Raw genomic sequence first — 22,428 nt, forward strand, 5'->3', positions numbered from 1 at the left:
CTGTCTCCTGTCAGTTGCCGGAAACCGGCGGTTTTGATTGTTTCGCCTTGCGCGCCTGGCTCCGGTCAGGATTGGCGCAGCGGGTCGCCCTTCCAATGCTGACGGCATAATCGACGAAGTCTTGCGGCCACTCTTGGCGCTGCGGTCCCGCCTTGGCATTGAAGGACAGCATGGATTTCGGCCGCGCCCAGTTGACCTCGCGGAGAACCACCATCCAGGCCATCACTCGGGCTCCTCGATCGTTGCCGAGAGCGTGACGATTCCGTGGGTTATCTTCGGATCACGATCCGGCATCACCCGGCGGGTCTGGACGCTGATCCTCACCAGGGCATTGTCTGTCAGCACCAGATCCTGGTCATGAAACAGACGGTAAAGGCGATCGGTGATGCGCTTGGCCTCGACCTGCCCGACCGCGATGCTCCAGACGTCGAGCTGCAGATTATGCGTGCCCATCGAGATACAATCGGCACTCTCGTCGACCACATCGCTCGGTCCGAACGACCCATAGGCCGTCCGTCCCTTAAACGGTTCCTTGGGAACCACATCGTAGAAATCGCCAAGCAGCGCCATCACGGCACTGTCTCCACGGATCGTGTCATGCACGAGCTTCTGGAATTCCGCCGACGCGCTCATCGATCAATCATCCCCAGGAAGATCCGGTCCAATGAACCGGATGCCTTTTTTCATTTCACGCTTGATGCGCGATTGGATGCGTTTTCGCAGTGCCCGCCAGGCTGGGTAGAAGAACGGTTGTGCCCTGGCGCCGGGATGGGGTACAGGCTTGCCCTTGAAACTCTTGTTGCCGCCGCCGCGCGACACATTATGCGGCGCGGTGCCAAACTCGACAAAATGGGCGTAAAAGGCCTCTTTGTTCCCGGCAAAGACCGTGATGCGCAGCGCGCCGTAGCTCGCCTCCTCGGCCTTGCTATTGCGCACCTGAAAGATCGTGAATGAGCCCGTCGGTGCGTCGCCCCAGGTCCAGCCAATGCTGTCGCGCAGGTCGCCACTCTCGGTGGGAACCAATCGCTTCATCATGTCGACAAGTTCCTGCGCGCTCTTCTCCATAGCTTTGCGCGTCAGCTTGACGACGCGGGGCGGGATGGCGGCGAGCTTCGCCTCTAACTCACGGATGCCTTGTACCATCAGATAGGCACGCCGCTTTCGCAGAGCATGTCGATAAACGCACCCTTGGGATCGATCGTCACGTCGCGGATGGCGTAGGCAATATCCGACCGGCTATCGGTGGCCTTCCAGTCTGCTGTGACCTGCCGAGTGTCGGACGAAGCCCGCACGCGGATCACCACCGGATGGCGGTTTTCGAGCCGGGAGGCAATGACGGTTTCGCCGCCGCGCAGATGGGTATAGCCACCGGCTACGGTGAACTGGTTTGCCCAGTCACCCTGGCCGTTGCCATAACCATCCTCGCTGTCGATCCGCTTCGCAAACGAGATCCGCTCACGAAGCTTCCCAGCGCCACCAACTCCGGCTGCCTTCGCCATGGTCAGCTCGCGACACCGGAATACTGGAAGTCGACCTTCAACTGCGTGGTCGAAACGGCCACGCCGACGATGACGTAGTAATCGCCGCCGGTGATATCGGCGAGAGGGCAGATCTTGCCGGGCGTATCGGACAGATAATAGGTGACGCCCGCGGTCAGCACGGCGCCAACCGTCAGAAGCCCCTCTTCATGGACTTCGAGCGGCTGGCCATCAGCCGCACCGTTCAGCGCGACGGCAAGCTTGCCGGTCGCTCCACGCGCCGCCGCAGCAGCCGCGTCGGAATCGGCAAGCTGATATTTTCCAGTCGTGTCGGCATCGAGATAGATGAAATCACCGGCAACGATAGTCGCACCGGACACACCTCGATTGCGCCGTGCCGCCGCAGCGGAGATCACGGAAGCGGCAGTGATGCTGATATCAGCCATGGCGATTTTCCTTGTAGCGAATGGGAATGGTCAAAGACCGATGCGGCGATAGGGCGAAACCAGCGCCATCACGCCAAACGGCGTCTCGGAGAGCGCGGCACCAGCCGCCTCACGGTTTTCGTAGAGATGCGCGACCAGCATCTTTGCGGCGATGCTGATCGAGGCCGGAACATCAGTATCCGACGTTCCATAGCCGCAAACCATCGTGACCGAGATCGCGTCGGCTCGGTCATAAATTGAGGGACTAGCAAACTGCTGGTCCCACTCGACATAAGAACCGGAGGCGCCTTCAATAAGACGATATGTCGAAGCCGACAGCGTCTGTGACACGTTTTGCGGGTCGAAGTAGGCAATCTCGACGGACTGCACGTCTGGAAAGGCAAGACGCATCCCGCAGGCGGGCCAGCAATGAAACTTTTGCACCCATGTCTGACTGATCAGGCAGCGACCGAGGATGCCGGAATACCCGTCGAAGTGCGCTGTCGCCGCATCGATGTAGGCGCTGACGAGTTCATCATCATCGCTGTGATCGACGTTCAGGTGCCTCTTTACCTCTTCGAGATCCAGGAGGCTCGACAATGGTGCGACGGTACGAAGCGGTCGAAGCATTGATATCTCCCAGGGAAATGGCGAGGCCTTTCGACCCCGCCGCAGACGCATCGCTGATCAGGCAGCGGTGGCGGCTTCGAGCTTTGCGATGATGTCAGCCTTCTTCTCGGCCCCTTCGAGATCGACATTGAGTTCTGTCGCCATTGCCTTGAGCTGAGGAACCGTGAGCTTCGCAAGCTCGCTGCTCTTGCCACCATCATCGACCTCGGGAGACTCGACCTCCTCAGCCCATCCGTTTTCGACGGCCACGCGGGCAAGATCGCCCTTGACGATATCGCCGACCTCGAACTGACGTGTCATGACCTCGTCATCCGGACGGCCGGGAAAACTCTTTGTGACTTTCGCTTCCATGAACGTGTCTCCTGTAGAGCCGAACCAGGCCGACAAAGCGGCCCGGCTGGTTCATCCGGTTGATCAGGCCTGATCGGCCTGCGGGTTGCTGAAACCGTTGCCCTTGAGCACGCTGGCCGCGATCGGCGTGCCCGAACCATGGGTGCCGGAGAAGTCCGCCAGGAGCTTCAGGTATCGCTTGCCGCCGATATAGCCGCAGCGGTAGACGGCAGCCGCTGCATGGGCCGCGATCAGGGACTTGATGATGCCGCCACTGGCGACGGTAACACCGTCCATGTCGGCAGTGACGACGTCGGTATAGGTCGAGTCATCGTCCGAATGAGTGAGCTTGAACTCGACCTTGTTGGTGCCGGAGAACGTGATGCCGCCAATACCGATATCGAGCAAGATTTCGGCGGACTCATAACCCTGCAGGTCGACGGCGGCAGGCGTATTGTCGGCAGAAAGGACGGCGCAGCCGATCAGGACCGAGCGCGTAATCTTCGAATGGATATCCTTCATGGGACAGATCCTTGTGTTGGGAAGGATGAAGGGATGCCGGACAGGCGCCCGGCATGCTGTTCAAGTTGCAGCGAACGAAGCGCCCGCGATCAGGCCGAGATCTTCAGAAGCTTGATCGCCTCGAAGTTGGCGATGCCGCCACCGCAACGCTTGGTCGTGTAGAACCCGACCTTCGGCTTGTTGGTGTAGGGATCGCGCAGAACGCGGATGCCAGTCCGGTCGAGGATCATGTATCCGCGGCGGAAATCACCGAAGGCGATCGGAAACGCATTGGCGCCCACCGCCGGCATGTTGTCGTCGGTGTAAACAGGCTTGTTGAGGATCGTCGCGACCTCGGCTGCCGCAGAGGGCTCCTTCCAGAGGTAGTTGCCCTGTCCGTCCTTCAGCTTTCGCGCCTTGCCCATGGTGGCGTCACTCATCAGCCAGGAGGCGTTCTGGCGCATGCCCTGCTTCAGAGCATAATGTACGTCGATCAGAGCGTCGGCCGGTGCAGTGGTGGCAAAATCGGCAGCTGCGCCCGAGACGACAAAGCCGAGCTTGCCCCAGGTGTAGCTGGTATTGGCAATGGTATCGTAGGAAAGGATACCGCGCGGCTTCTTAACGCCATTGCCGGCCACGAAGGCAGCGCCTTCGAGTTCGGAAAATGCGATCTGGACCTCGTCTGCCAGCCATGCGGAGATGTCGACGATCCCGTCATCCAGCATCTTCTGCGTGGTGAACGGGTTCGCGTACATTTCCATGACTGTGAAGACGAGTTCGCGCAGCGTCGCCGTACCGGTTTCGGGGCGCGCCTCTTCTTCACCGACCCAACCAGAACCGGCGCCGCCCATGCTAACGAATTTGTTGTAAGTGTCGGTGCCGATCTGCATCACGTTGGCGATCTGCCGCATGACCGAAACAGTGCCGAGAACCCGGTCGATCTGCGTCTCGGTTTCCTTCGGCACCAGGTAGCCGCCATCAGGGTCCGACTGCGTCGTCAGGGCGGCCTTCACTTCGAGATCGGCGAGGCCGTTATCGACACCCTTGCGGAACCACTTGTTGAAGGCAGACTGATGCTCCTTGGCGGCCGGTGCAGTGGGCTCGCCAGCTCCGCCGCCGATCTCGATTGCCGCCTTGAAGGCGTTGAGGTCGTCGAGCGCCTTCTGCAGCTTGGAAATATCCGCGTTTATGCGTTCAACCTTTTCCGCCTGGACGACGTCGGCAAACTTGGCGTTGATGCCCTTGAGTTCTGCCTCGTGGGCTTCCTTGAATGCCTGGACGGTCTGTTTCAATTCCGCAAAAAGCGCATTGGCATCGCCTTCGGCACGAGCCGAGAAAATGCCACGAGCGCGGTGGTTGAGCGCGGGTGCCACGACCATTGCCAAATGGGGAAGACTGAAGGGGGCAGACAGAACCGTGGCGACGTGATCCGCATGGAAGGAGTTGCTTGCGAGAAAGACGAGCGCGCATGCGCAGAGGACGGCGCCCAGGGCGCCGATGAATGCGATCTTCATGGTAGATCTCCTAGATCTTGAAAATGTCGATGAGTTGCTGCGTCAAAGCAGCGGTTTGACCAGCGCCAGACGTGGCCTCCGGGGCAGCGCGAGACGTGCCTCCGGTATCAGGGACAGCAGCGCCAGACATGCCGCCCGTAAGTTCTGCAAAGAGTTTTCGGCGCTCCCCTTTCGGGATGCCGTTGTGAGCGAGCGCGGCCTCGATACGGCGCTTTGCTCTAATATGGTCGTCGTCGGCCTGGTTCTTCGCCGGTTGGTCCAACTTCAGGCCTTCATCAACCCGATCGGCAAACTTTTTGGCGACGGCATCCGATGCGCCCATGAAGGTCTCGGAGTCCATCAACTTGACGATGTCCTTCCGGGCGACCCCGCTGCGCGCCTCGTAGATGTCGGCTATGGCGGCATCGAACCCCTCGAACAAAGTCGCCGCTTCGGCCAGGTCATGGCGATTGCCCACCACCATGCCCCAGGCATTGTGGACCATCATAAAGGAGCCAAGGCCCATCACGATTTCGTCGCCGGCCATGGCAATGATCGAGGCTGCACTGGCAGCCCAGCCCATCACTTCGACCGTTACCTTGCCCTTATGCGCCCGCAGCATGTTGTAGATGGCGATGCCCTCGAACATGTCGCCGCCGGGCGAATTGACCTGCACCCGAACATCGCGCTCACCGATCGCACGCAGCGCAGCCGATGCCCGCTTGGCCGTGAAGCCGCCGCCCGTCCACCAGTCCTCGCCGATCACATCGAAGATAGTGATGACGTTATCACCGGAGCTTTCAGCCGCGCGCGGCGAATCTGCCCAGCTTGCCAAGACATCGCTCGGCGCGTCCCACTGGAAGTTTTGCGGACGCTGGAAGGTCTTGCCCTCAGGCAGATTTCGAAGGGTCATTGGAATTGCCCGCCTTGTCGGTTGATGTGTTCGGGTTCTCGTAGACGTCACCACCCTCGATCGGGTTCTCGTCTTCGAATCGCCGAATGTCGTTTGCGGAGTAGACCTTCATCGCGCGCCCGATCTGATAGGCTTCGAAGCGGGACTTCATGTCGCTGCGCAACAGGGCCTTCCGATTGAACTTCGCGTAGACCTGATCGTCATCGGTGATCAGGTCGCGATCAATGGCCTCTTCCCAGCAGGTGAGATGATCCTCAGCCGTGTAAGTCGAATAACCGATCGACTGCTGCTCAATCCCGGAACCCCAGCTTGTCGACTTTTCGGTGTCGCCGATCATATGCGGAGGGACGCCGAAAAACATAGTAATGTCAGTCCGAGAAAACTTGCGACTATCAAGCCATTGAGCGTCTTCCGACGTCATGCTGACCTGGTCCATCTTCATCCCCTCTTCGAGGATGAGGGATTTGCCTTCGCTGTCGCCACCAAGCTTGTAATCATCAAGCGAGGCCTTCAGGAACTCCAGCCCCTCTTTACCAAGCCGGCCCGGATGAGTGAGCACGGACGAAGGACGGGCGCCGTTCTTGAACAGTTTTGCCCCGTAATCTTCCATCGACAACGACATACCGATGGTTTCGCGAGCATAGGTGATGACGGAAACGCCCTTGACGCCATCGAGCGTGAGGCCAACCAGATGAAACACTTCACTTTGAGCTAGCGTAACTTTCCCGCCATCCGGGCGGGTATATTCAAAAACCAACGAAAGATCGTTGCGCTGCCTGACCTCGACCCTGTCAGGGTGAAGAGGGATCAGCTCGATAACCTGATCATTCGCCACAGACTTGAGAATGCGGGCGTATGCATTACCGCGCAACAGCAGGTGAGCCTGCATCATCCGCTTGAACTGCGACGGCGTCTGCCAGCGATTTGGCCGGCGCGCCAGAACTTTCCAGAGAGGATGATCGGAAGCGTCTTCCCGCACATCGGCGGAAATGCGACGCTTCACCTGTATGGGCAGATTTGCGATCGTGCCGGAAATGATCCGGACACAGGCAAAAACGGTGGCGACCTTCATCGCAGTATTGGGCGACACGATCGAGCCGCTGGATGAAACGACAGCAGCGCGGATTGCGCGCTCCAACTGGTCCGAAGTCGCGATGATCGTACCGCCGCCACTATCTTGCACAGCGTTTCGTACTTCGAGCCCGGCCGTTGATTTGCCGCGAAACGGCCAGAAGTCACGGAGCTGCATGGGCAATTGTCCTAGATGACGAGCGCGCCGCGCTGCTGGTAAATGCTGTGGCCCCGCGCAACCGGGTTGCGCGACATGATCGACACGGCGTTGAACCCTGAGATCAGAGGGTCAATCTTCGCCTTACCTGCCGCTTTCTTGGTGATGATGATGGCATTGCCAGCCTGCTCGGCCTTGGCATTGCCCACGCACCAGTTCAGCATCGGCGAATTGTGATGCTTGAGCGTGCCATCCTTCAGCTTACGCTCAGCAGCCCATATGGCATGTGAAAGCCGGTAACCCTGACTGACCGCCACAAGAGCATCGTCCGGCAGGCCTCGCCCTGTGATTTCGTCAACCAGGGCGCCGACTGACTGTGGGTCCAGGCCGATTGCACCGGCCTCCGGCATCAGGCCACTTTCCCAGAGGCGTTCGAAGAGATCGGCCAGCTCCTCGATGTCCTGTGAAGGATCTTCGCAGATCACCAGGTCGCCGCGCAGCTTGAAATCTCGGAACCGCTCGGCGAGCTGCGGGCGCAGCCGCAGGACATCATCCTGCACCCATGCCTTTGACCACCACAGCCATTCCTTGGTTTCGGCCACACGCCCGAGCACGGTTGCGCCAAGAAGATCGTCCAGGCCGCCGCCATCGACCCCGCCCACAATCACGTCGCAGACTTCGATCATGTACTCGATCGAGATCCGCGCATCGGCAGCCTGCGGCCAGTAATCGGCCCCGCGCCAACGCCCACCGTGAAGAGCAAGCCCCACCTGAACATTCAGGTGCTGTGATGCCCAAAGCTGAATGGCCTCGTCGCCCTTCAGCCGCTCGGCCTCATAGTCAGCGATCATCATTTCCAGATGCAGCGACCGTCCGAGATTGGGCATGACCAGGGGCCAATTGCGCGGATCTTCCCACGGCTTCTTTTCGTCGATCTGCATCGCCTCCGGAAACTCATAGAGGATCGGCAGAGTCCGCACATGCGACGTGATCTTCCCGTCTCTCACGCCCCTGGCATATTCCAGCTCGCTCTTGAACGCGCCGGCCGGCTCTTCGTCGCTCTGTGTGGTGATAATCACCAGGAGACCATCACGACGGCGAACCAATGCACCGCGAATCTGGCGGATAACGCGCGAGGCGTAAGAGATTGAGCCCATGAGGTGCAGCTCATCGAGCAGCACGATGATCGGTTTTGAGCCGGTCATAACCTTCATGTCGAAGGTTTTGATCTTGATGAAGGCTTTCGTCACGCGGTCGCGGATAATCTTCACATGGTCGCGAATGTGAAACCGCTTCTGAAGATAACCTTCCTCGTCTTCCTCGATCATGCCGACGACCTGCTGAAACGCTGTGTCGGCAATCTCCTGCGTCGGCCCCACGAACAGGATTTCGGCGCGCGGCACCTTGTTATTCAGCAACAATGCCAGAAGCAGGCCGGCGCAATTGGTCGTCTTCGAATTCTTCTTGCCGATCAGGGCAAAGATTTCGCTGATTGACCGGGACCCGTCATCCGCAATGGAGCCGAAGATCGTAGAAACGATCTCCTTGAACCATGGGCCGCAGGCTTCACCGAACGTTGGTTTGTCATCGATATCAGGAATGCGCAGCTTTTCGAAGATCTGCAGACCCTGCCGCGCCCTTGCCTGATCGATCGGCAGGTCAGCAAACGGCGGCTTGCCGGCCTGCAGACGCTCGAACCAGTCAGGGCAAGCGAAGCTCCAGCGAGGCGAAAGGTCGTTCGGATCGACGGCGAGCGTCATTGCAGAACATCACCCCAGCTGCTCGACCGCAAACCGCTATGCGCATCGGCGTCCAACTGCGCCTTCTTGCCCAGTTGCTCCGGCTTTGGCTCCCGTCTCGGCTTCGCGTCTGATTTCCGAGGTGCTGCGAGCGCGGAATTTTCCAGGATCTTCATCTGCCGGCTAATCGCACCCGACTTGCCCTGGCGCATCTGCGCATAATTCACCATCAGCGTTTCCGCCTCGACGATGTCCTTGCCCACGTCCAGCTCACGGGAAAAATATTTCCGCAGAGTCTTCTCGTCGCATTGCAAGACGGCAGCAATCCGTTCATGGTTCCACCCGCCAGCACGAAGGACGGAGACAAGCTGCTGATTTTCAGCGCTTTTCTTGTAGCTCTTCCGCCCCCGTGGATCACGGAGCGCTTGGACAGGCTGCCCGAACAAGTCGAGCACCTCGGTTGCTGCAGTTTGAACAGTCATTTTTGTGAACTCACAGGAAATAAAAAACCTGAGTGAGGGGGTCGCGGGTGGGGCGTTCTAAAGGCCCCAGACTTTCGCCCCCCCCCCTTCAGCGGAGGGCTCGCTCCTGCCTCTGCTTCTCGCCATCGTGGTAGGCCTTGCTGACCGTCTCGATGTTGTCCGGGTCCCAGAACAACCGCTCATCGCCTCGATGGGGGATCTTGTGGTCAGCGACCGGACTGTTGCCCGCCGGATACCGTCCGATGCAAAGCTTTCCCGTCTTCTGGCAGATGAACTTGTCGCGAACCCAGACCTGACGCCGAAGCTTCTTCCAACGCTCAGTGCCATACCAGCTACGCCAGTCGACGGTCTGATCTCGCTCTCTCAGTCTGGCTTTCTCATCACCGGGCGCACGCCCAATGCGAGGTGCAAGCCGACCGATCCGAGGCGCCATTGTCTTGAGCTTGCCCATACTCCTAGACACACGAAAGCCCGGCTCATCACCGGGCTTTACAGAAAGCTCAATTGCACTGGTTGCGGCTTAGCCTTCTCGACCTTAGGCGAGCATCGCGCACAAGAGCACATCGCCTTCGGATTGTCCTTGAGCCACTGCCTCGCCTCATCGAGGTCGATGTCACCGTGGCCCTTCTCCCGCATCACCATCAATACCCATGAAGGATCTCGACCGACATCATCTACGAGAGAAACCGCGATCCAATATCCTGTGGCGTCGATGTGATTGGTCATAGCTTTCGCACTGGCCTTGAGTCGATGTCCGCATTGCGAACCGTCAAGGCTGGGGCTGACCGGTGTACCGACCTCAGGATTTCTCCCCACACTCTCGTGCGTTTTCAGAGGCTCACTAGCAGGATCATCAGCGCGTCCAGTGGAAGGATGACTCTCACAACTTTTCGATGAGCGCAAGAGGAAGCGTCACCGCGTGCTCGGCACAAAACATCTCGACGTTGACCACGATCAGGTCAGCGGCATCCTTGCCCACGTCACCCTTTCGCGTCTCGCGAGTGACCACTTCCGCGATATGGCCCGCAAATGGACCGTCTGTGATCCGCACCTTTTCACCAACTGCGTAGGTGATCTGCGAACCCTTCCAGTCATACTCACCAGCCACGGCCCGCTGATAGAAACGCTTGACCTCGTAATGACTTATGCGTTTTGCCTCTTCTCCTGCACGAAGAAAGCCGAGCACCTTATCGATGCTCGAAATCGCCTCAAAGGCGGTCGGGTGCGGCATGAAGCGCACCAGCACATAGCCATGGATCACGGGCATGGATCGGCCCTCGACTATGCGGCCCTGACGCCTCCAGGTCTTGCCCTTGCGCATCGGCACCAGTGCCTCGATCGAGTGATCCTGCAACACCTTTTCCACAGTCTGCTCGCATCCCGTCATGGTGCGAACGGCGAACCATGGCGAATCATCAGCAGCAGAGATCGCCGCCGCGAATCGATCCTCCCGATTCGCCTTCTCGCAGATGGCCCTCTCCCGCTTGGCGATGGCCCGTTCGGTGATCTCGATCACCTGCCCTTCAATGTGCCTATGCTGCATCATGTTCGCCCTCGTCGCTTCCCGTTGCCAATGCCGCCCTGAAATCGTCCAGCCTGTCCGGCCCGCCTGCCGGGAAGTATCCGCCTCTCGGCCCCATGGGCGGGAAAGGCAGGAAGTTGTCGTCAAACCAGGCGCGCCATGCGCCCATCACCACGCTGTCCGTGGTCACGAATTCCATGGCCTCCTTCAGCCCCTCAAAGCGCTCCGGCAGGCCCACTTCGCCGCTGTTCTGCGCCTGCGCTGCCAGCCTGTTGGCCATGGGATAGCCCTCGGCCAGGCGCAGCTTGCGTTCCTCGTCGCGCTCGAAAGTGTCGGGAAAGATCGCCGTGCCCTCGGCATCGAAGGTGATGCCCTTGGCGTCGAGATAATCCTGCGCACCCACCGGGTTGAGCTTGCGCCGCCGCTCATAGGTCGCAAGCACGGTCTGGCGAATGCCATCAGCCAGCCGCACAGCCTGCGGCCGGGAAAGTACGGCTTCGAAGTAAGCCGCCGAGAACTCGCGTCCCAACGCCTTCACCACGATGCGCCCGCCCTTCTTCGCGGCAGCCGGCTTCGGCAGCTCGGCCAGCTTCTCCCAGCGCTTTTCGGCAAGATAGACCTGCGAGGAGCAGATATATTTCCGACCGCTTCCCTTGACGGCCTCAAGGTAGGCCGCCGTCATCTCGGCAGCCTTCAGCCGGTCAGTCGCAGAAAGCCGCTGCCATGCCAACCGCGCCTTCGGCTCGCTGTCGTCGACATAGGTCGGCCACGACGGATACCAGCGCTTGAAGGCTCGTTCGACGGCAAGAGGATTATCTTCCTCTTGTCCCTCACGCTCGCTCGCGCTCTCTCTCAGATTGCTATCATCAGTATTTGTTAGACCTGAGTTATTACTAAGCGCCGACTTTACCGGCGCCGGTGAATCCGGCGACGGTTTTGCCGTCGCCGGCAAATCAGTCTGCGGTAGAAATGCAACACCATCTCTAGTCGTCTGAATTCGCTCACCTTCTCTGGCCATCGGCTCATCATAAATGACCAGCACAGAGGCCGAGAACTTTCCGTCCTCACGTGTCTGTTCGCGGTCGGCATAACCCACCTCGACAAGCTCCGCGATCATCTTTCGGGCCTTGTCGCGCCCGCATTTGCCCCGCTTTACGATGTCGCCGATGACCACGGTCCAGTTGTCCGGCTTGGACAGCAGATAGCCCAGCAACCACCGAGCCTCCATCGAAAGCCGATCGTCTTCGAACACATGGTTTGGAATGGCCGCATAGCGCGCATTGCGCACCCCGCGGCGGATTGTCTGTTCGCCGCTCATTCCGCAGCCTCCCGCATTTCGGCGAGTTCGCCGCAGTTGGCCGCCACCAGCGCGGCATAGGGATAGGGCGAGACGCTGTTGCCGCAGCAGCTCACCTGCACATCCTTCGGAAATTCCACATAGCGCCGGTCCTCGCCCTCGCCCTGCCATGCGCCGTCGATCACGTAGTCGGACGGGAAGCCTTGCGCGTTGAACAGCTCGCGCGGCGTCAGCATGCGCATGCCGATATCGACGATGACGAAGGTCTGGCCGGCGATATCGAGCGTCACGAATTCTCGGCTGTCCCAGAAGCCATGCGCCCGCATGAAATCCGCCACCTCGCGGGCCCGGCCCTCCTGTTCCGGCCGGAACGGCGGCACCTCGATCGAGGCCTCGACATGGCCGAACCGGTCATTGGTGGTCACCGTGTGGCAAGGCTCGTCATGCCGCGAGCCGTCGCCGGTCCCATAGTATTTCTGAAGGTATGGAGCGACATAGGCCGCATGCCCGCCACCGGCCGTGACGGTCTTGATTGGCATGCGAAGGTCGCCCTGCCCGCCTGCCGTGTTGGAGGTGTACAGATGCGACAGATAGGGCGTCACCAGCTGCGACTTGTTCACACCGGCCGTCACCGTGCCTAGCGGCTCGTCGATCGCGTGACCGGTGCTCTCGCCGAACTGGCGCGCGATGAAGGCCGTGACCGGCATCTGCTGCGCACCGGTCGCCGTCACCGTTGAAAGCGGCTCGTCGACCCCGCGGCCCGGATTGACGCCGCCCAGGCGACGGCTGTCATTGTTCTGCTGGGCAATGAACGCCGTCGCCACGCAGTTATCTGCCTTGGTGGTCAGCGTTGCGACGGGCTCGTCGCCCCCACGCGGGCGGCTTTGCCCCGCCCTGCCGCCACAGCCGACCACGGTCGGGATGACAACCGCATGCCGGTTTTCCGTCGTGATCGTGCGCAGCGGCTCCGCCACATTGGCCGAGCGATCCTCGCCGCCTGCCCCCGGACCATAGAAGGCTGTCAGATGCGGAATGATCACCGCATTCTGATCCTTGCCGCTGGCCGTGATCGTGTGGTGAGGATCTTCGACCGAACGCACCCCGCCGCCCTGCTGCGCATAGGTCAGCACGGGAGCGACCAGCGTCATTCCCGCCCCGCCAGCCGTGATAGTATGCAACGGCTCGTCAGCGCCGTTGAACGGCTTCTGGGCATTGCGCATGGTCATTACATGGGGAACGACAACGTTATGCTTGATGCCGCTGGCAACGACCGTGCCAAGGGGCGCGTCGACATCCATGCAGCGCGGAGCCTGCCCTGGCCGCTCGCCATATCCGGTCTGGACCAGAAACGGCCGCTCCGCATCCAGCACATAGCGCTTCATGCCCCGCGCCACCCGCGCCATCGTATTGTCGGCCAGAGGCCGCACGGCCCGCAGCCCGTGCTTTTCGAAGATCTCTGCCTTCGTGTCGAAGATCGAAGGGCAAGGCAACGACCAGTCGATGATTTCGGCCGCTGTCCGCCATGCCTTGAGCGGGACCGGCAGATAGGCCGGATCATCCGGGCTGCCATAACCGTCACGCAGCAGCTTCTTCGGCGCGACATGCGTCGGCATGGGCCAGACGATCGGCTTGCCGTCAAACCGGATGACCAGAAACAGCCTGTTGCGAATGGTCGGCGCGCCGTAGTCGCAGGCGCGCAGCTCGCGCCACTCGATCTTGCCGCCCAGTTTGCGGATCTTCTTGCACCAGGCCTCGAAGGTCTGCCCACGCCGCTCAGGGCAAGGCATCAGCCCGCGCTCGGTCTCGACCAGCGGCCCCCAATCCTTCCACTCCTCGACATTTTCCATGGTCACGACATCGACCTTGCCGCCGCTTTTCTGGATGCGCTCGATCCAGCCGGGAATGATCCAGGCGAGATCGCGGATATTCCGCTCCACCGGCTTGCCGCCCTTGGCCTTGGAAAAATGCTTGCAATCGGGCGAAAAATGCATGAGCCCGATATGCCGCCCGCGCATGTGGTCCAGCGGATCGACCCTGTAGACATTTTCCGAAAGATGCAGCGTCTCCGGATGGTTAGCCGCATGCAGCGCAAGGGCTGCCGGATTGTGGTTGATCGCGATATCGGGCGAACGACCGAGCGCCATCTCGATCCCGGTCGAGGCCCCGCCACCGCCGGCAAAGCTGTCGACGATCATCGGGCGGCCCTTGTAGAGGCTCGGCATGACGACCGGCGAAGCCGTGTCGAAGAGGGTGTGAATGGTCATGCCGCCACCTTTCCATCTGTCTCCGGCCGGCGCGGGCTTCGCCCGCTGGCCTTGAATTTCTGCAGTTCGCGTGTGTCGCGGCGAATGTCGGGATTGATGCCCAGCGCCAGCCAGAGGGCGGCTTGCGTCTCCTCGCGCAGCGTGCCCTCTCCGGAAAGTGCCAGCGCCAGGATCGCGGGCGAGACGCGGGCATATCTGCGGATCCGCATCTCTTCCCGCCGCTCGCCATCCACCCGGCCAAGATCGAGCGCGCCGTCACCAAGTGGAAAGAACGCCCTCTCATGGCCCGCCTGCCGAATGCTGGCGGTGAGGAACAGCGCCAGGTCCTGGCGGTTGAAGTCGAGGTGGTCCGTCATGCCGCCACCGCCTTCTCGTCGCCAGCCCAGCACCAGCCGCCATCGACCGCAATAATCCGGCCATCGGCGCTAAGCCGTGCAATGATCTCATCGGCAGTGGTGGGCCGCACGGCGATCGCCATCCGCAGCGCCCGGCTGTCGAAGCTGGCAGGCGTGTCGCAGATCCAGGCGAGCGCCCGGTCCATGTCTTCATCCACCCGCTCATCCAGCGTCTTGCGCGGCGTCTCCCGGGTGAAATCCTCGTCGTCGCGGATCACCACAGTCGGAGCAACATGGCCGCCCTCGCCGGGCGCCAGCGGCTCGGCATGCGCGAAGGCCTGCCAGTCCACACGGATGATTTCGGGATAGCCCTTGTGGCCATATCGCTCGCCACCCATCTGCCGCTCCCAGACAAACCAGGCGGTGTTCATCTGGCTGGAGGCCTTCGGCCCGTCCCAGCCGTCTCGATGCATCATCGGCAGACGGCGCGTGAACACGTAGATCCGGCTTGGCGGGTTCTCATCCATCACGAAGCAGCGGTCAGGATCTTCAAACCCGGCCAGAAAGTTCAGGTTGAGCAGCATCGCCATCTTGCCGGGGCGAAATGCGCGCAGTGCATGCGCGATATAGGAATTGGCAATGCCATAGGGCGGATTGGTCACGATATCGGGGCCGCAGCGCGTGCCGGCGGCAAAGTCGGCATCCGGCATCATCTTCAGGAAATCGGCCACGCTCTGGCATTCGCCGTGCTGGGTGGTCATGCCACGATCGACAGAATCCGAGATCCGGACATCATAGCCCGCAGCTTCCAGCGGGCGCAGAATTGCCCCCTTGCCCACGCTTGGCTCCCAAACGGTGCGGCGGAAACTCTCCAGCGCCAGAAGAACCCGCACGGCCTCGATCGGCGTCTCGTAAAGGTCGTCGCCGCGCTCTTCTTTGGTCGCCGTCTTGGTGCCGATCGCATGCCCGGCCGCCGCCTTCAGGCTCGCCCGGCTGGGCTCCAGCCCCTCTTCTAGCCGCGCCTCAACAATACGCTCGACAAAGCCCGGTGATTGGCGCTCGGCATTGCGCAAGCTGCGGGCCTCATGCAGCCGGCGCTTGTCGATGCCGACCTCTGCCAGCGAAAAACGGTCCTCGCCCTGGACCGTTTCCGGTCGTCCGCCGCGCGAGATCGCGCCTTTGGCCTGCGCCTCGTCGACGGTATCGGCCATCGCGCAATAGGCCAGCGCCTCGATCTTCAGCGCATCCGCCTGCATCAGCCGCGCCTTGTCGACGAGCGACCGGCTGGCCTTCACGCGGGCGGCATAGGCCCCCGCCGCCCGCGCCTTGTCATAGGCACCGGACGACAGCAGAAGTGCCGCCTGCGCATCGCCCTCGTCGAGGCAGACCCGGGCGCGGGCAATCGTGGCAACCAGTTCGGAGGTTTCGAGTGTCGCGAGATCGCTCATGCTTCCCTCACCTCTTCCAGGAGCGCGCAAACCGCGCGCTCATCCATCTCCAGCCGGACGGCAATGCAGTCGGTCGAAACCCCGTCGCGCCACAGCTCCAGCACACGCGAAAGCCGCGCCTGCTTCACCAGCAGCGCGGCCCGCACCGTCTCATTTTCCGCCCGCTCACGCATCGGCTTGGCCCTCAATCTGAAACGCCGAAAGCAGGTCCAGCATCTTGCTCTTGAGTTGCGCCGCATCGAGCGCGACGGTGGCGTTCGTCAATTCTCGCCACATCAGCCGCAGTCGCTCGCTCGCCTCGCTCGGCGCTTCCGCCTCGGGACAGGGCAACCGGCCCTCTTTCGTCCAAAGCTCCGCCGCAAGCCGAGACCGATCCGGGCAAGCCACCTCACAACGGATCTTCTCGCCCAGCGCCACGAAGCTCGCGCCGCAGGTGAAGGCGATGCGATGCGCATGCCATTGCGCCGGCTGCCCCTTGGGCGCTTCCGTGCGCGCCGCGCCGCAGCAGGGGCAGGCCTGCCGGGTGCCGAGAAAGTCGATGAGGGAAACGAGGGTGCCGGTCATTGGCGCTTCGCCCAGACAAGGCGGCTGTGATCCGCACACCAGCTTTTGCCGGAGAGCGCCGGCTGGCCGCAGCAGGGCGTATCCCGGCCATCATCGGCGAGAAAACCCGACAGCAGAAACCGGCACTGCTCACGCGCCACATCGCCAAAGCGCACAGGCTCGGCACCCGGCACGGCAAAGCGGTCGAGATCGCGGTGATAGCCGGTCTGCTTTACCCAGCCATGCGGCAGGCTGACATCAGCGCCCTCGTCGCGGTCCGTCAGCGCCCACATGGAAACAACCGGCAGCGTGACCACTCGGCTAGAGGCTTTTGCTCGCCTCGGCTCCGGCTTTTGCGTTTCGAGCTTGACCTTGATCCGGCTCGCGATCGTGCTCGCGGAACCATCTGCGTGCCGACGCCTGTGGATGCGGCCGAGAACCGAATTGCGCGAGCGCGCCAGCGTGTGGCCGATCTCGGAAGCAGACTTGCCATCTACCCAGAGAGACATCGCGGTTTTGTCTTCCGCCTCGCTCCATGGTTTTTCGTTTGCGCCGCGGCTCATGGCTTAACCCTCCCGACCCGGTCCAAGACCTCGCGGCGCGTCAGCTTTTCCGCCTCGTCCTGCCGCCGGGCCACGCTGCGCGCGTCGCGAATCGCCTGCCAGCGACCGGGCTCCCAGGCCCATGTCGGCAGATCGACCAGCATCGCGTTGCCCGCCATCCGGCGCACCGGGTCTTCGCCATGAAACTGCAGCTCCGGCGTTGTTTCGCTTGGCGGCAGCAGGAAGAGCACGCAATGCTTCAGAAAGGTTGGCTTGAATGCCCCCCCCTCGTCGGGCCGGATCATCATCTTGCCGAGGTCAGGCCCATCGCCGAGCAAAACGTCGAACTGCTCAGCCGCGCCGAACTTCACGCCGAACTCGGCAGAGGGAATGCTGATCTGCAGCCGCCATCGCGCCCGATCGGCGCGCCCTCTCTGCACCGTGGAAACCTTGAAGGAGCCGGCGGATACCTTCGCCGCAGGCTGGATCTTGACGAAGCCCATCACGCTTTTCCTTTTCTGGAGATCTGGATCGTTCCGTTGAAATCCCGCACCTCGATGCCCCGGCACTTGCGCCAGTCGGTTTTCAGAGCGGTCATTTTCTCGATATCGGCCATGGCCATCAGGTCGGCGCCGCCAACGTTCGGCAGTGCGGCGCGTTCGATCATGCGGGCGGGGTCGAGCGGGCGATGCAGGTCGTAGGGAACGAGCGTCATGGACGGCCCCCCTTGGCGATATGGCGGGCCGCATGAAGCGTCCGGTACACCGCGTCTTCCGACGCGCCGATCACCTGGGAGATTTCCAAAGTGTCGAAATGGCCGGAATTCCACAGCACGATGGCGGCAAGCGCCTGAAGATCGGAAACCTTGCCCGACATGGCGGCGCTGCTGCGGCGGCGATGATCGACTTGGCCGGAGATCATGGCTCAAGCGTCCCCGACAATGCGAAGGCTGGCTGCTTCGCCGCCCCGCGCCTTGATGCCGGCCAGCGACATGCGGAACTTTGAAAGGCTCGCTTCCATGGCGGCGGCCGGCCGGTCCAGCGTCTGCGCTTCGGACGGCGTCACGCGGCCATCGGAAATGACCTGCGCCAGTGTGTGGGAGATCTCGGCACTCTGCCGCATCACCTCGGCATGCGAGGTCAGCACGCCGATTTCCTGTTGAAACTCGACATCCGGGACCGTCAGCCGACGGCCCGAATTGTCGGCCAGGACGGCCGTCACCAGCGGGTGCCGACAATCACCTTCCAGCACCACGATCGCGCCCAGCGGCATCAGCTCCGGATCGTTCGGGTTGTTCCAGCGGCCCACCTGGCTTTGAGAAAAGCTGGTCAGCTCGACACAGCGGGCAATGCCGCCACAACGAGCGATCAGATCCCGCTGCGCGGCCTTGAGGCGATAGTGAATGGCATCGGACATGGCGATGATCTCCAGAGACAAAAGGTTTCCCGCGCCGGGAAAACCCGGCGTCGTTTCCCGTGGCGGGAAGGATCAGGACTTGAGAAAACACCAGTCATGGACAGCGCCAGACCGGCCGCAGATCAGAACCTCAGGGAGGCCCGCATGCAGAATAAAAATCGCCCGGAGCTGCCAGCAAAGCCGATGAGGTCCGCCGCCATGCGGCGCTCCGGGCAGGTGGCGCGGCCAGCATCAAGCCGCGCAGCAGGGAGAATGCGCCCGTACAGGCCGATAGGCCGTCCGAGCTTGTGCGAGGTGCCCGCGCAGGCGCTTCGCGCCGCGAGCGAGAAAGAAGCAAACCCACCGCGACGGGACTGTCCTCGATGGCGGCGACGACCGCACGCCGCGATGGGTTATCCGTCATCTCCACAGAGACGGACATGTGTGGAAGCGCGCTCATTCGGCGGCCTCCTGAAGGGACTGGATCGGGCGAGCCACATCGGCAGGCCATTCGGCGCCAGCGGGCCAGTTGTCAGAGAACCAGGACATGGCGGACTCAAAGCGTGCCGTACCGATATCGCCACCAGACCGGATCATATCGAGCCGCTTGCCACCAGACAGCAGCAGCGTGGACAGCCGAGACCTGCTCATGCCGGTAAGGGCGCAGAACTTGTCAGCCGTCAGGATCAATTGGTCGCGTAAGGTCATGCGCCAAAATACGCGTATTTAATTACGCCTGTCAACGCCACAAAATACGCTACCAGCAGAAAAGGGCCGCGTACTATGATACGCACCATGAACAAGATATTGATTGAGCGGCTGAATCAGCTCTTGGCACAGTCCGGAATGAGCGCGCAGCGCCTCTCTATTGAGGCGACTGGCGCAAAGGAAACCGTGCGCAAGATCCTGGACGGAACGTCGAAGAACCCGCGCATTGACACCATCCTGAAGCTCGCAGCTGTCTTGAACGTAACGCCGCAATACCTGATGGGCGACGACGACGAAACGCGGGGACAACAAGAATCCAACAGCGTGACATCGCCGCGATCCGCGCCTTCCCTGCCGGCACGCACCACAATGCTCCAGGACGTACCCGTCATGGGCACCGCCGCTGGCTCTCATCTTCGTGGTGCCTTTGAATTCGAAGGTGGAATCGTGGATTACGTGCGCCGCCCACCGGCTCTTGTCGGCACTCGGGATATCTACGCCCTGTTCGTCGAGGGCGTATCGATGGAACCACAGTATTTTCCCGGCGACTTGATCTACGTAAACCCGCACAAGCCACCGCGCTCAGGTGACATCGTCGTCATCCAGTGCAGGAATTCGGCGAACGAACCCAGCGAAGCGACACTCGGCATCTTTCGCGGCACAAACACGAAGTTTGTCGTGATCGGCAAGCGCAATCCTGTCGCAGATATCGAGATCAGCCGCGAGACAGTTAAGAGCATCCACAAGGTGCTGTCGAACAACGAGCTGTTCGGCGTCTGACAGCCGAAGTCACCGCCCTAGACAACGGCGCCAACCGCAGCCGCTTAGCCTGCCTTGGCAATCTTCAGAGTAACAGCAAGCCGTCCCATCTGCTCGCAGTGCGCGGCCTTGACCGATTCTGTCATATCTTCGAGGCGTCCCGGAAACAGAACGACCTCATTGTCTACGTTCTTCATAAAACGCAGATCGTCGGCGGGCACCCTCGAACGCACAAGCGCGCGGATTGCGTCCGGATCCAGCTTCAGTCCGCACGCCGCCTCCGACGCCATGATCTCGCCCAGGGCCCGCGCAAGATCGCGGAGATCATCCGCTTGCGCCGGAATTGCCAAAACGGCTGAAACAGCAAAAACCAGAATTGCCCTCATAACTCGCCCCCACTCGCGGCAGCACCACCTTAAGCGGCAGCGCTGGCCGGCGCAACCCGCCAAAACGCCGCTTGAATAATGCGTATTTTATTACGTCCGTACTCTTGACGCGTAATTTATTACCCGTTAGCGTAATTACATCCGCAGCGATCCTCCTCCCAGTTGCGGAAACCGCAAGACCGCCGCCGCCGGCCACTCCTCCTCCCTGCGAGGCCGGCGGCGACGGAGAGCCGGGAGGCCGGAGAACCGACATGACCTCCATCACCATGCCATCACCCGCACAACCAACACTGGAGCGCAGACAGCGCGAACGGGCCATGGAAGAATACCAGGCCTTTCGCCGTCTCAGCGCGAAGCCGGGCGTCACCATCACCCGCCTGTCGCAGCAGGGCCGCCCGCTTGCCGCCCCGGTGGCGCGGGCCATGAGCCTTGAAGAACAGCTCGAGGCGGAGATGCTGGGCTTCGAGATCGATTGCGCGCTCGCCATGCGCCGCACGGAAGATCATCTGCAGCACTCCGCCACCATCCATTTCGCCATCAGCGCCCAGGCTTTTCTGATCCTCACCCTGTCCGTGCTGGCCTTTGTCTGGCTCGCCGCACGCATTGCGACAGGGGTTTGAGCGATGCGCGCACCCCTCTCGATCATCATTCATGATGCCTCATTCGGTATCTGGCAGGACAATCCGCACGATCCAACCTTCAGGTCTGAGATCTACGCGGAGTTGATACGCCGGATGCGAGGTCGCGGCTGGTCGATTCGGGCAGATCGGGAAACCCGCAAGCGCTACCCAAGCTTAAGCCCTAGCCAGAGAGAAGGCGCGAAAGGCACGTTGCGTTGCGCCATCGAGATTACGGGCCGGGTGGTTAGGATCGAGTTCTGGTCCGAGACCGCGCCGCAGATCAACACCTACGGGCGCTTTTACGATTTCGACAAGTTGAAGCGCATGTCACGGCAGGACGCAAGACGCGTTGAGTTGGAGTTCAGGCGGCTTCTCACCTGGCTGGAAGGCCTGGCGCAGATTGAGGTCAAGCGAAGCGGCGAGGCTGGCATACCGGCACTGGCCCGCATCGAGAAGCGCTATGCGGAGAGCTGGCACACCGACAAGCATCTCGGGCGCCCTATCTGCACGTGCGACAGCAACCGCAAATCGTCAGACGGCAGCTTGCTCGAGCACGGGCAAACAGTCTGGTTTGCAGGCCCCGGCGGCCGGATATTGCGCGGCACGGCATACTACAACATCAACAATATGTGGTGGGTGGTCGCGGGCGGCAAACTGCACAACGAGTCGAGCGGCAGGCTTTTCGCATCGCAGCCGGAAAACCTGCGCACGAAGCGAAACGCCAGAGAGCGCCGCAATCGCCTTGAGCGGGAGCTGCAAACTGCGGTCCAGCGCATGGACTTCCAGCGCGCCCACATTCTGAAATCGATCCTCTTCGGAAACGAGCAAACCTACATGATCTGGGCACGCGGAAACGCTGCCTATTACCGATCCCAATACGCCGGTTACACTACCGACAGCGCGGCGGCTGGCCGATACACAAAGGCAGAAGCCGAGGCCGAATGCCGCCGTCTACCGCACGAACTTGAGATGGTCTGCCCGGATGGCACCCGCGTCCGGTTTGATCGGAAGGAGGCAGCATGAAGGCCGTCCTTACCCACCTCCTGGCCAACCTCCCGGTGATCCTATGCCTGCTCTTCGCCTTCTACATGGTGGTCAATGGCATTGGCGGCTGGGGTTGGTTTCTGGTCATCGCCTTTTTTCTGCGCGTGGTCGTATCGATCAACAAGGGGGCAGGCGCATGAACGGCAACACAATTCGCCTCATCGCCTTCACCGGCCTTGCCCTGGCCTCAGCGCTCGTCGCCATCCTCATCGTGCTTGTCGCCCTCACCTGGTCGCTGCTCCAGCCGATCGATCATGGCGGCGAGATCAGCATGCTGGCGCAAGCAGGCCTCCTGCGCGGGAGTATGTGAGCCATGAGCCGCCCCGACACCCGCGCTTCTCGCGCA

General features: G+C 61.4%; 33 protein-coding genes. 5 read left to right on the forward strand and 28 right to left on the reverse strand.

Annotation, left to right across the window (positions count from 1 at the left end; all coding sequences use genetic code 11):
- Positions 1–10: 10 nt before the first annotated feature.
- From IP76_RS01845 to IP76_RS01975, 27 genes are all read right to left on the reverse strand, one after another.
- Positions 11–223, reverse strand: a complete 213-nt coding sequence (locus IP76_RS01845; protein ID WP_054156484.1) for a hypothetical protein — start codon at positions 221–223, stop codon at positions 11–13.
- Positions 223–633 (reverse strand): DUF3168 domain-containing protein, encoded by a 411-nt coding sequence (locus IP76_RS01850; protein ID WP_054156485.1) that lies wholly within the window; start codon positions 631–633, stop codon positions 223–225. The genes IP76_RS01845 and IP76_RS01850 overlap by 1 nt, the downstream gene beginning before the upstream one ends.
- A gap of 3 nt (positions 634–636) precedes the next feature.
- Positions 637–1,143, reverse strand: coding sequence for an HK97-gp10 family putative phage morphogenesis protein (locus tag IP76_RS01855; protein ID WP_054156486.1), 507 nt, complete (start codon positions 1,141–1,143; stop codon positions 637–639).
- Positions 1,143–1,499 (reverse strand): head-tail adaptor protein, encoded by a 357-nt coding sequence (locus IP76_RS01860; protein WP_054156487.1) that lies wholly within the window; start codon positions 1,497–1,499, stop codon positions 1,143–1,145. Before IP76_RS01860 ends, IP76_RS01855 begins: the two co-directional genes overlap by 1 nt.
- A 2-nt stretch (positions 1,500–1,501) precedes the next feature.
- On the reverse strand, positions 1,502–1,924 hold the full coding sequence (locus tag IP76_RS01865) for a hypothetical protein (protein ID WP_054156488.1): 423 nt from the start codon (positions 1,922–1,924) through the stop codon (positions 1,502–1,504).
- 30 nt (positions 1,925–1,954) lie between these two features.
- Entirely contained in the window at positions 1,955–2,533 is a 579-nt protein-coding gene (locus IP76_RS01870; protein ID WP_054156489.1) for a head-tail connector protein, read from the reverse strand.
- 57 nt (positions 2,534–2,590) lie between these two features.
- Positions 2,591–2,884 carry a hypothetical protein gene (locus IP76_RS01875; RefSeq protein ID WP_054156490.1) on the reverse strand — a complete coding sequence of 98 codons (294 nt, stop codon included), beginning with the start codon at positions 2,882–2,884 and terminating at the stop codon, positions 2,591–2,593.
- Between the two features lie 63 nt (positions 2,885–2,947).
- Positions 2,948–3,385, reverse strand: a complete 438-nt coding sequence (locus IP76_RS01880; protein WP_054156491.1) for a hypothetical protein — start codon at positions 3,383–3,385, stop codon at positions 2,948–2,950.
- Positions 3,386–3,474: 89 nt separating this feature from the next.
- Positions 3,475–4,878 carry a phage major capsid protein gene (locus tag IP76_RS01885; RefSeq protein WP_082352370.1) on the reverse strand — a complete coding sequence of 468 codons (1,404 nt, stop codon included), beginning with the start codon at positions 4,876–4,878 and terminating at the stop codon, positions 3,475–3,477.
- A 10-nt stretch (positions 4,879–4,888) separates the two neighbouring features.
- On the reverse strand, positions 4,889–5,770 hold the full coding sequence (locus IP76_RS01890; protein WP_054156492.1) for a head maturation protease, ClpP-related: 882 nt from the start codon (positions 5,768–5,770) through the stop codon (positions 4,889–4,891).
- Positions 5,748–7,019 carry a phage portal protein gene (locus IP76_RS01895; protein ID WP_054156493.1) on the reverse strand — a complete coding sequence of 424 codons (1,272 nt, stop codon included), beginning with the start codon at positions 7,017–7,019 and terminating at the stop codon, positions 5,748–5,750. Before IP76_RS01895 ends, IP76_RS01890 begins: the two co-directional genes overlap by 23 nt.
- Positions 7,020–7,030: 11 nt before the next feature.
- On the reverse strand, positions 7,031–8,758 hold the full coding sequence (locus IP76_RS01900; protein ID WP_054156494.1) for a terminase TerL endonuclease subunit: 1,728 nt from the start codon (positions 8,756–8,758) through the stop codon (positions 7,031–7,033).
- Positions 8,755–9,219 carry a hypothetical protein gene (locus tag IP76_RS01905; protein ID WP_054156495.1) on the reverse strand — a complete coding sequence of 155 codons (465 nt, stop codon included), beginning with the start codon at positions 9,217–9,219 and terminating at the stop codon, positions 8,755–8,757. The genes IP76_RS01900 and IP76_RS01905 overlap by 4 nt, the downstream gene beginning before the upstream one ends.
- Positions 9,220–9,307: 88 nt before the next feature.
- Positions 9,308–9,670 (reverse strand): HNH endonuclease, encoded by a 363-nt coding sequence (locus tag IP76_RS01910; protein ID WP_054156496.1) that lies wholly within the window; start codon positions 9,668–9,670, stop codon positions 9,308–9,310.
- A 429-nt stretch (positions 9,671–10,099) separates the two neighbouring features.
- The gene (locus IP76_RS01920) at positions 10,100–10,765 is read right to left on the reverse strand and encodes a transcription termination/antitermination protein NusG (protein ID WP_054156498.1); all 666 of its coding nucleotides are present in this window, start codon (positions 10,763–10,765) and stop codon (positions 10,100–10,102) included.
- Positions 10,752–12,059 carry a hypothetical protein gene (locus tag IP76_RS23420; protein ID WP_054156499.1) on the reverse strand — a complete coding sequence of 436 codons (1,308 nt, stop codon included), beginning with the start codon at positions 12,057–12,059 and terminating at the stop codon, positions 10,752–10,754. The genes IP76_RS01920 and IP76_RS23420 overlap by 14 nt, the downstream gene beginning before the upstream one ends.
- Entirely contained in the window at positions 12,056–14,260 is a 2,205-nt protein-coding gene (locus IP76_RS01930) for a DNA cytosine methyltransferase (RefSeq protein ID WP_245281362.1), read from the reverse strand. The genes IP76_RS23420 and IP76_RS01930 overlap by 4 nt, the downstream gene beginning before the upstream one ends.
- 38 nt (positions 14,261–14,298) lie before the next feature.
- Positions 14,299–14,658 carry a hypothetical protein gene (locus tag IP76_RS01935; protein WP_054156501.1) on the reverse strand — a complete coding sequence of 120 codons (360 nt, stop codon included), beginning with the start codon at positions 14,656–14,658 and terminating at the stop codon, positions 14,299–14,301.
- On the reverse strand, positions 14,655–16,085 hold the full coding sequence (locus IP76_RS01940) for a hypothetical protein (RefSeq protein WP_156318444.1): 1,431 nt from the start codon (positions 16,083–16,085) through the stop codon (positions 14,655–14,657). The genes IP76_RS01935 and IP76_RS01940 overlap by 4 nt, the downstream gene beginning before the upstream one ends.
- Complete coding sequence (locus IP76_RS23025) at positions 16,082–16,258, reverse strand: hypothetical protein (RefSeq protein ID WP_156318445.1); 177 nt, start codon at positions 16,256–16,258, stop codon at positions 16,082–16,084. Before IP76_RS23025 ends, IP76_RS01940 begins: the two co-directional genes overlap by 4 nt.
- The gene (locus IP76_RS01945; protein ID WP_054156502.1) at positions 16,251–16,649 is read right to left on the reverse strand and encodes a hypothetical protein; all 399 of its coding nucleotides are present in this window, start codon (positions 16,647–16,649) and stop codon (positions 16,251–16,253) included. The genes IP76_RS23025 and IP76_RS01945 overlap by 8 nt, the downstream gene beginning before the upstream one ends.
- On the reverse strand, positions 16,646–17,191 hold the full coding sequence (locus tag IP76_RS01950) for a GcrA family cell cycle regulator (protein WP_054156503.1): 546 nt from the start codon (positions 17,189–17,191) through the stop codon (positions 16,646–16,648). The genes IP76_RS01945 and IP76_RS01950 overlap by 4 nt, the downstream gene beginning before the upstream one ends.
- A complete protein-coding gene (locus IP76_RS01955) occupies positions 17,188–17,673 on the reverse strand; it encodes a hypothetical protein (RefSeq protein WP_054156504.1) in 486 nt (161 codons plus the stop codon). The genes IP76_RS01950 and IP76_RS01955 overlap by 4 nt, the downstream gene beginning before the upstream one ends.
- A complete protein-coding gene (locus IP76_RS01960; protein WP_054156505.1) occupies positions 17,673–17,885 on the reverse strand; it encodes a hypothetical protein in 213 nt (70 codons plus the stop codon). The genes IP76_RS01955 and IP76_RS01960 overlap by 1 nt, the downstream gene beginning before the upstream one ends.
- Positions 17,882–18,091: a hypothetical protein gene (locus IP76_RS01965; RefSeq protein ID WP_054156506.1), complete on the reverse strand. Its 210-nt coding sequence runs from the start codon at positions 18,089–18,091 to the stop codon at positions 17,882–17,884. Before IP76_RS01965 ends, IP76_RS01960 begins: the two co-directional genes overlap by 4 nt.
- A 3-nt stretch (positions 18,092–18,094) precedes the next feature.
- On the reverse strand, positions 18,095–18,586 hold the full coding sequence (locus IP76_RS01970; protein ID WP_197278294.1) for a hypothetical protein: 492 nt from the start codon (positions 18,584–18,586) through the stop codon (positions 18,095–18,097).
- A gap of 435 nt (positions 18,587–19,021) precedes the next feature.
- Positions 19,022–19,273, reverse strand: coding sequence for a hypothetical protein (locus tag IP76_RS01975; RefSeq protein ID WP_054156507.1), 252 nt, complete (start codon positions 19,271–19,273; stop codon positions 19,022–19,024).
- An 87-nt stretch (positions 19,274–19,360) separates the two neighbouring features.
- Here IP76_RS01975 and IP76_RS01980 point away from each other — a divergent pair, with 87 nt between their 5' ends.
- Positions 19,361–20,053: a phage repressor protein gene (locus IP76_RS01980; RefSeq protein ID WP_054156508.1), complete on the forward strand. Its 693-nt coding sequence runs from the start codon at positions 19,361–19,363 to the stop codon at positions 20,051–20,053.
- A gap of 44 nt (positions 20,054–20,097) precedes the next feature.
- Here the strand turns inward: IP76_RS01980 and IP76_RS01985 are convergent, their stop codons facing one another.
- Positions 20,098–20,418 carry a hypothetical protein gene (locus IP76_RS01985; protein WP_054156509.1) on the reverse strand — a complete coding sequence of 107 codons (321 nt, stop codon included), beginning with the start codon at positions 20,416–20,418 and terminating at the stop codon, positions 20,098–20,100.
- A gap of 251 nt (positions 20,419–20,669) precedes the next feature.
- On the opposite strand from IP76_RS01985, the gene IP76_RS01990 reads away from it, so the two are divergent.
- Genes IP76_RS01990 through IP76_RS23030 form a run of 4 tightly spaced genes read left to right on the forward strand, consistent with a single transcriptional unit; the run spans position 20,670 to position 22,392 of the window.
- Positions 20,670–21,038, forward strand: a complete 369-nt coding sequence (locus tag IP76_RS01990; RefSeq protein WP_054156510.1) for a hypothetical protein — start codon at positions 20,670–20,672, stop codon at positions 21,036–21,038.
- Between the two features lie 3 nt (positions 21,039–21,041).
- Positions 21,042–22,061 carry a hypothetical protein gene (locus IP76_RS01995; RefSeq protein WP_054156511.1) on the forward strand — a complete coding sequence of 340 codons (1,020 nt, stop codon included), beginning with the start codon at positions 21,042–21,044 and terminating at the stop codon, positions 22,059–22,061.
- The gene (locus IP76_RS23240) at positions 22,058–22,222 is read left to right on the forward strand and encodes a hypothetical protein (protein WP_197278295.1); all 165 of its coding nucleotides are present in this window, start codon (positions 22,058–22,060) and stop codon (positions 22,220–22,222) included. The genes IP76_RS01995 and IP76_RS23240 overlap by 4 nt, the downstream gene beginning before the upstream one ends.
- Entirely contained in the window at positions 22,219–22,392 is a 174-nt protein-coding gene (locus IP76_RS23030; protein WP_156318446.1) for a hypothetical protein, read from the forward strand. The genes IP76_RS23240 and IP76_RS23030 overlap by 4 nt, the downstream gene beginning before the upstream one ends.
- The last annotated feature ends 36 nt before the right edge of the window (positions 22,393–22,428 follow it).

The sequence above is a fragment of the Rhizobium sp. AAP43 genome, assembly GCF_001296045.1.
Lineage (GTDB): Bacteria > Pseudomonadota > Alphaproteobacteria > Rhizobiales > Rhizobiaceae > Allorhizobium.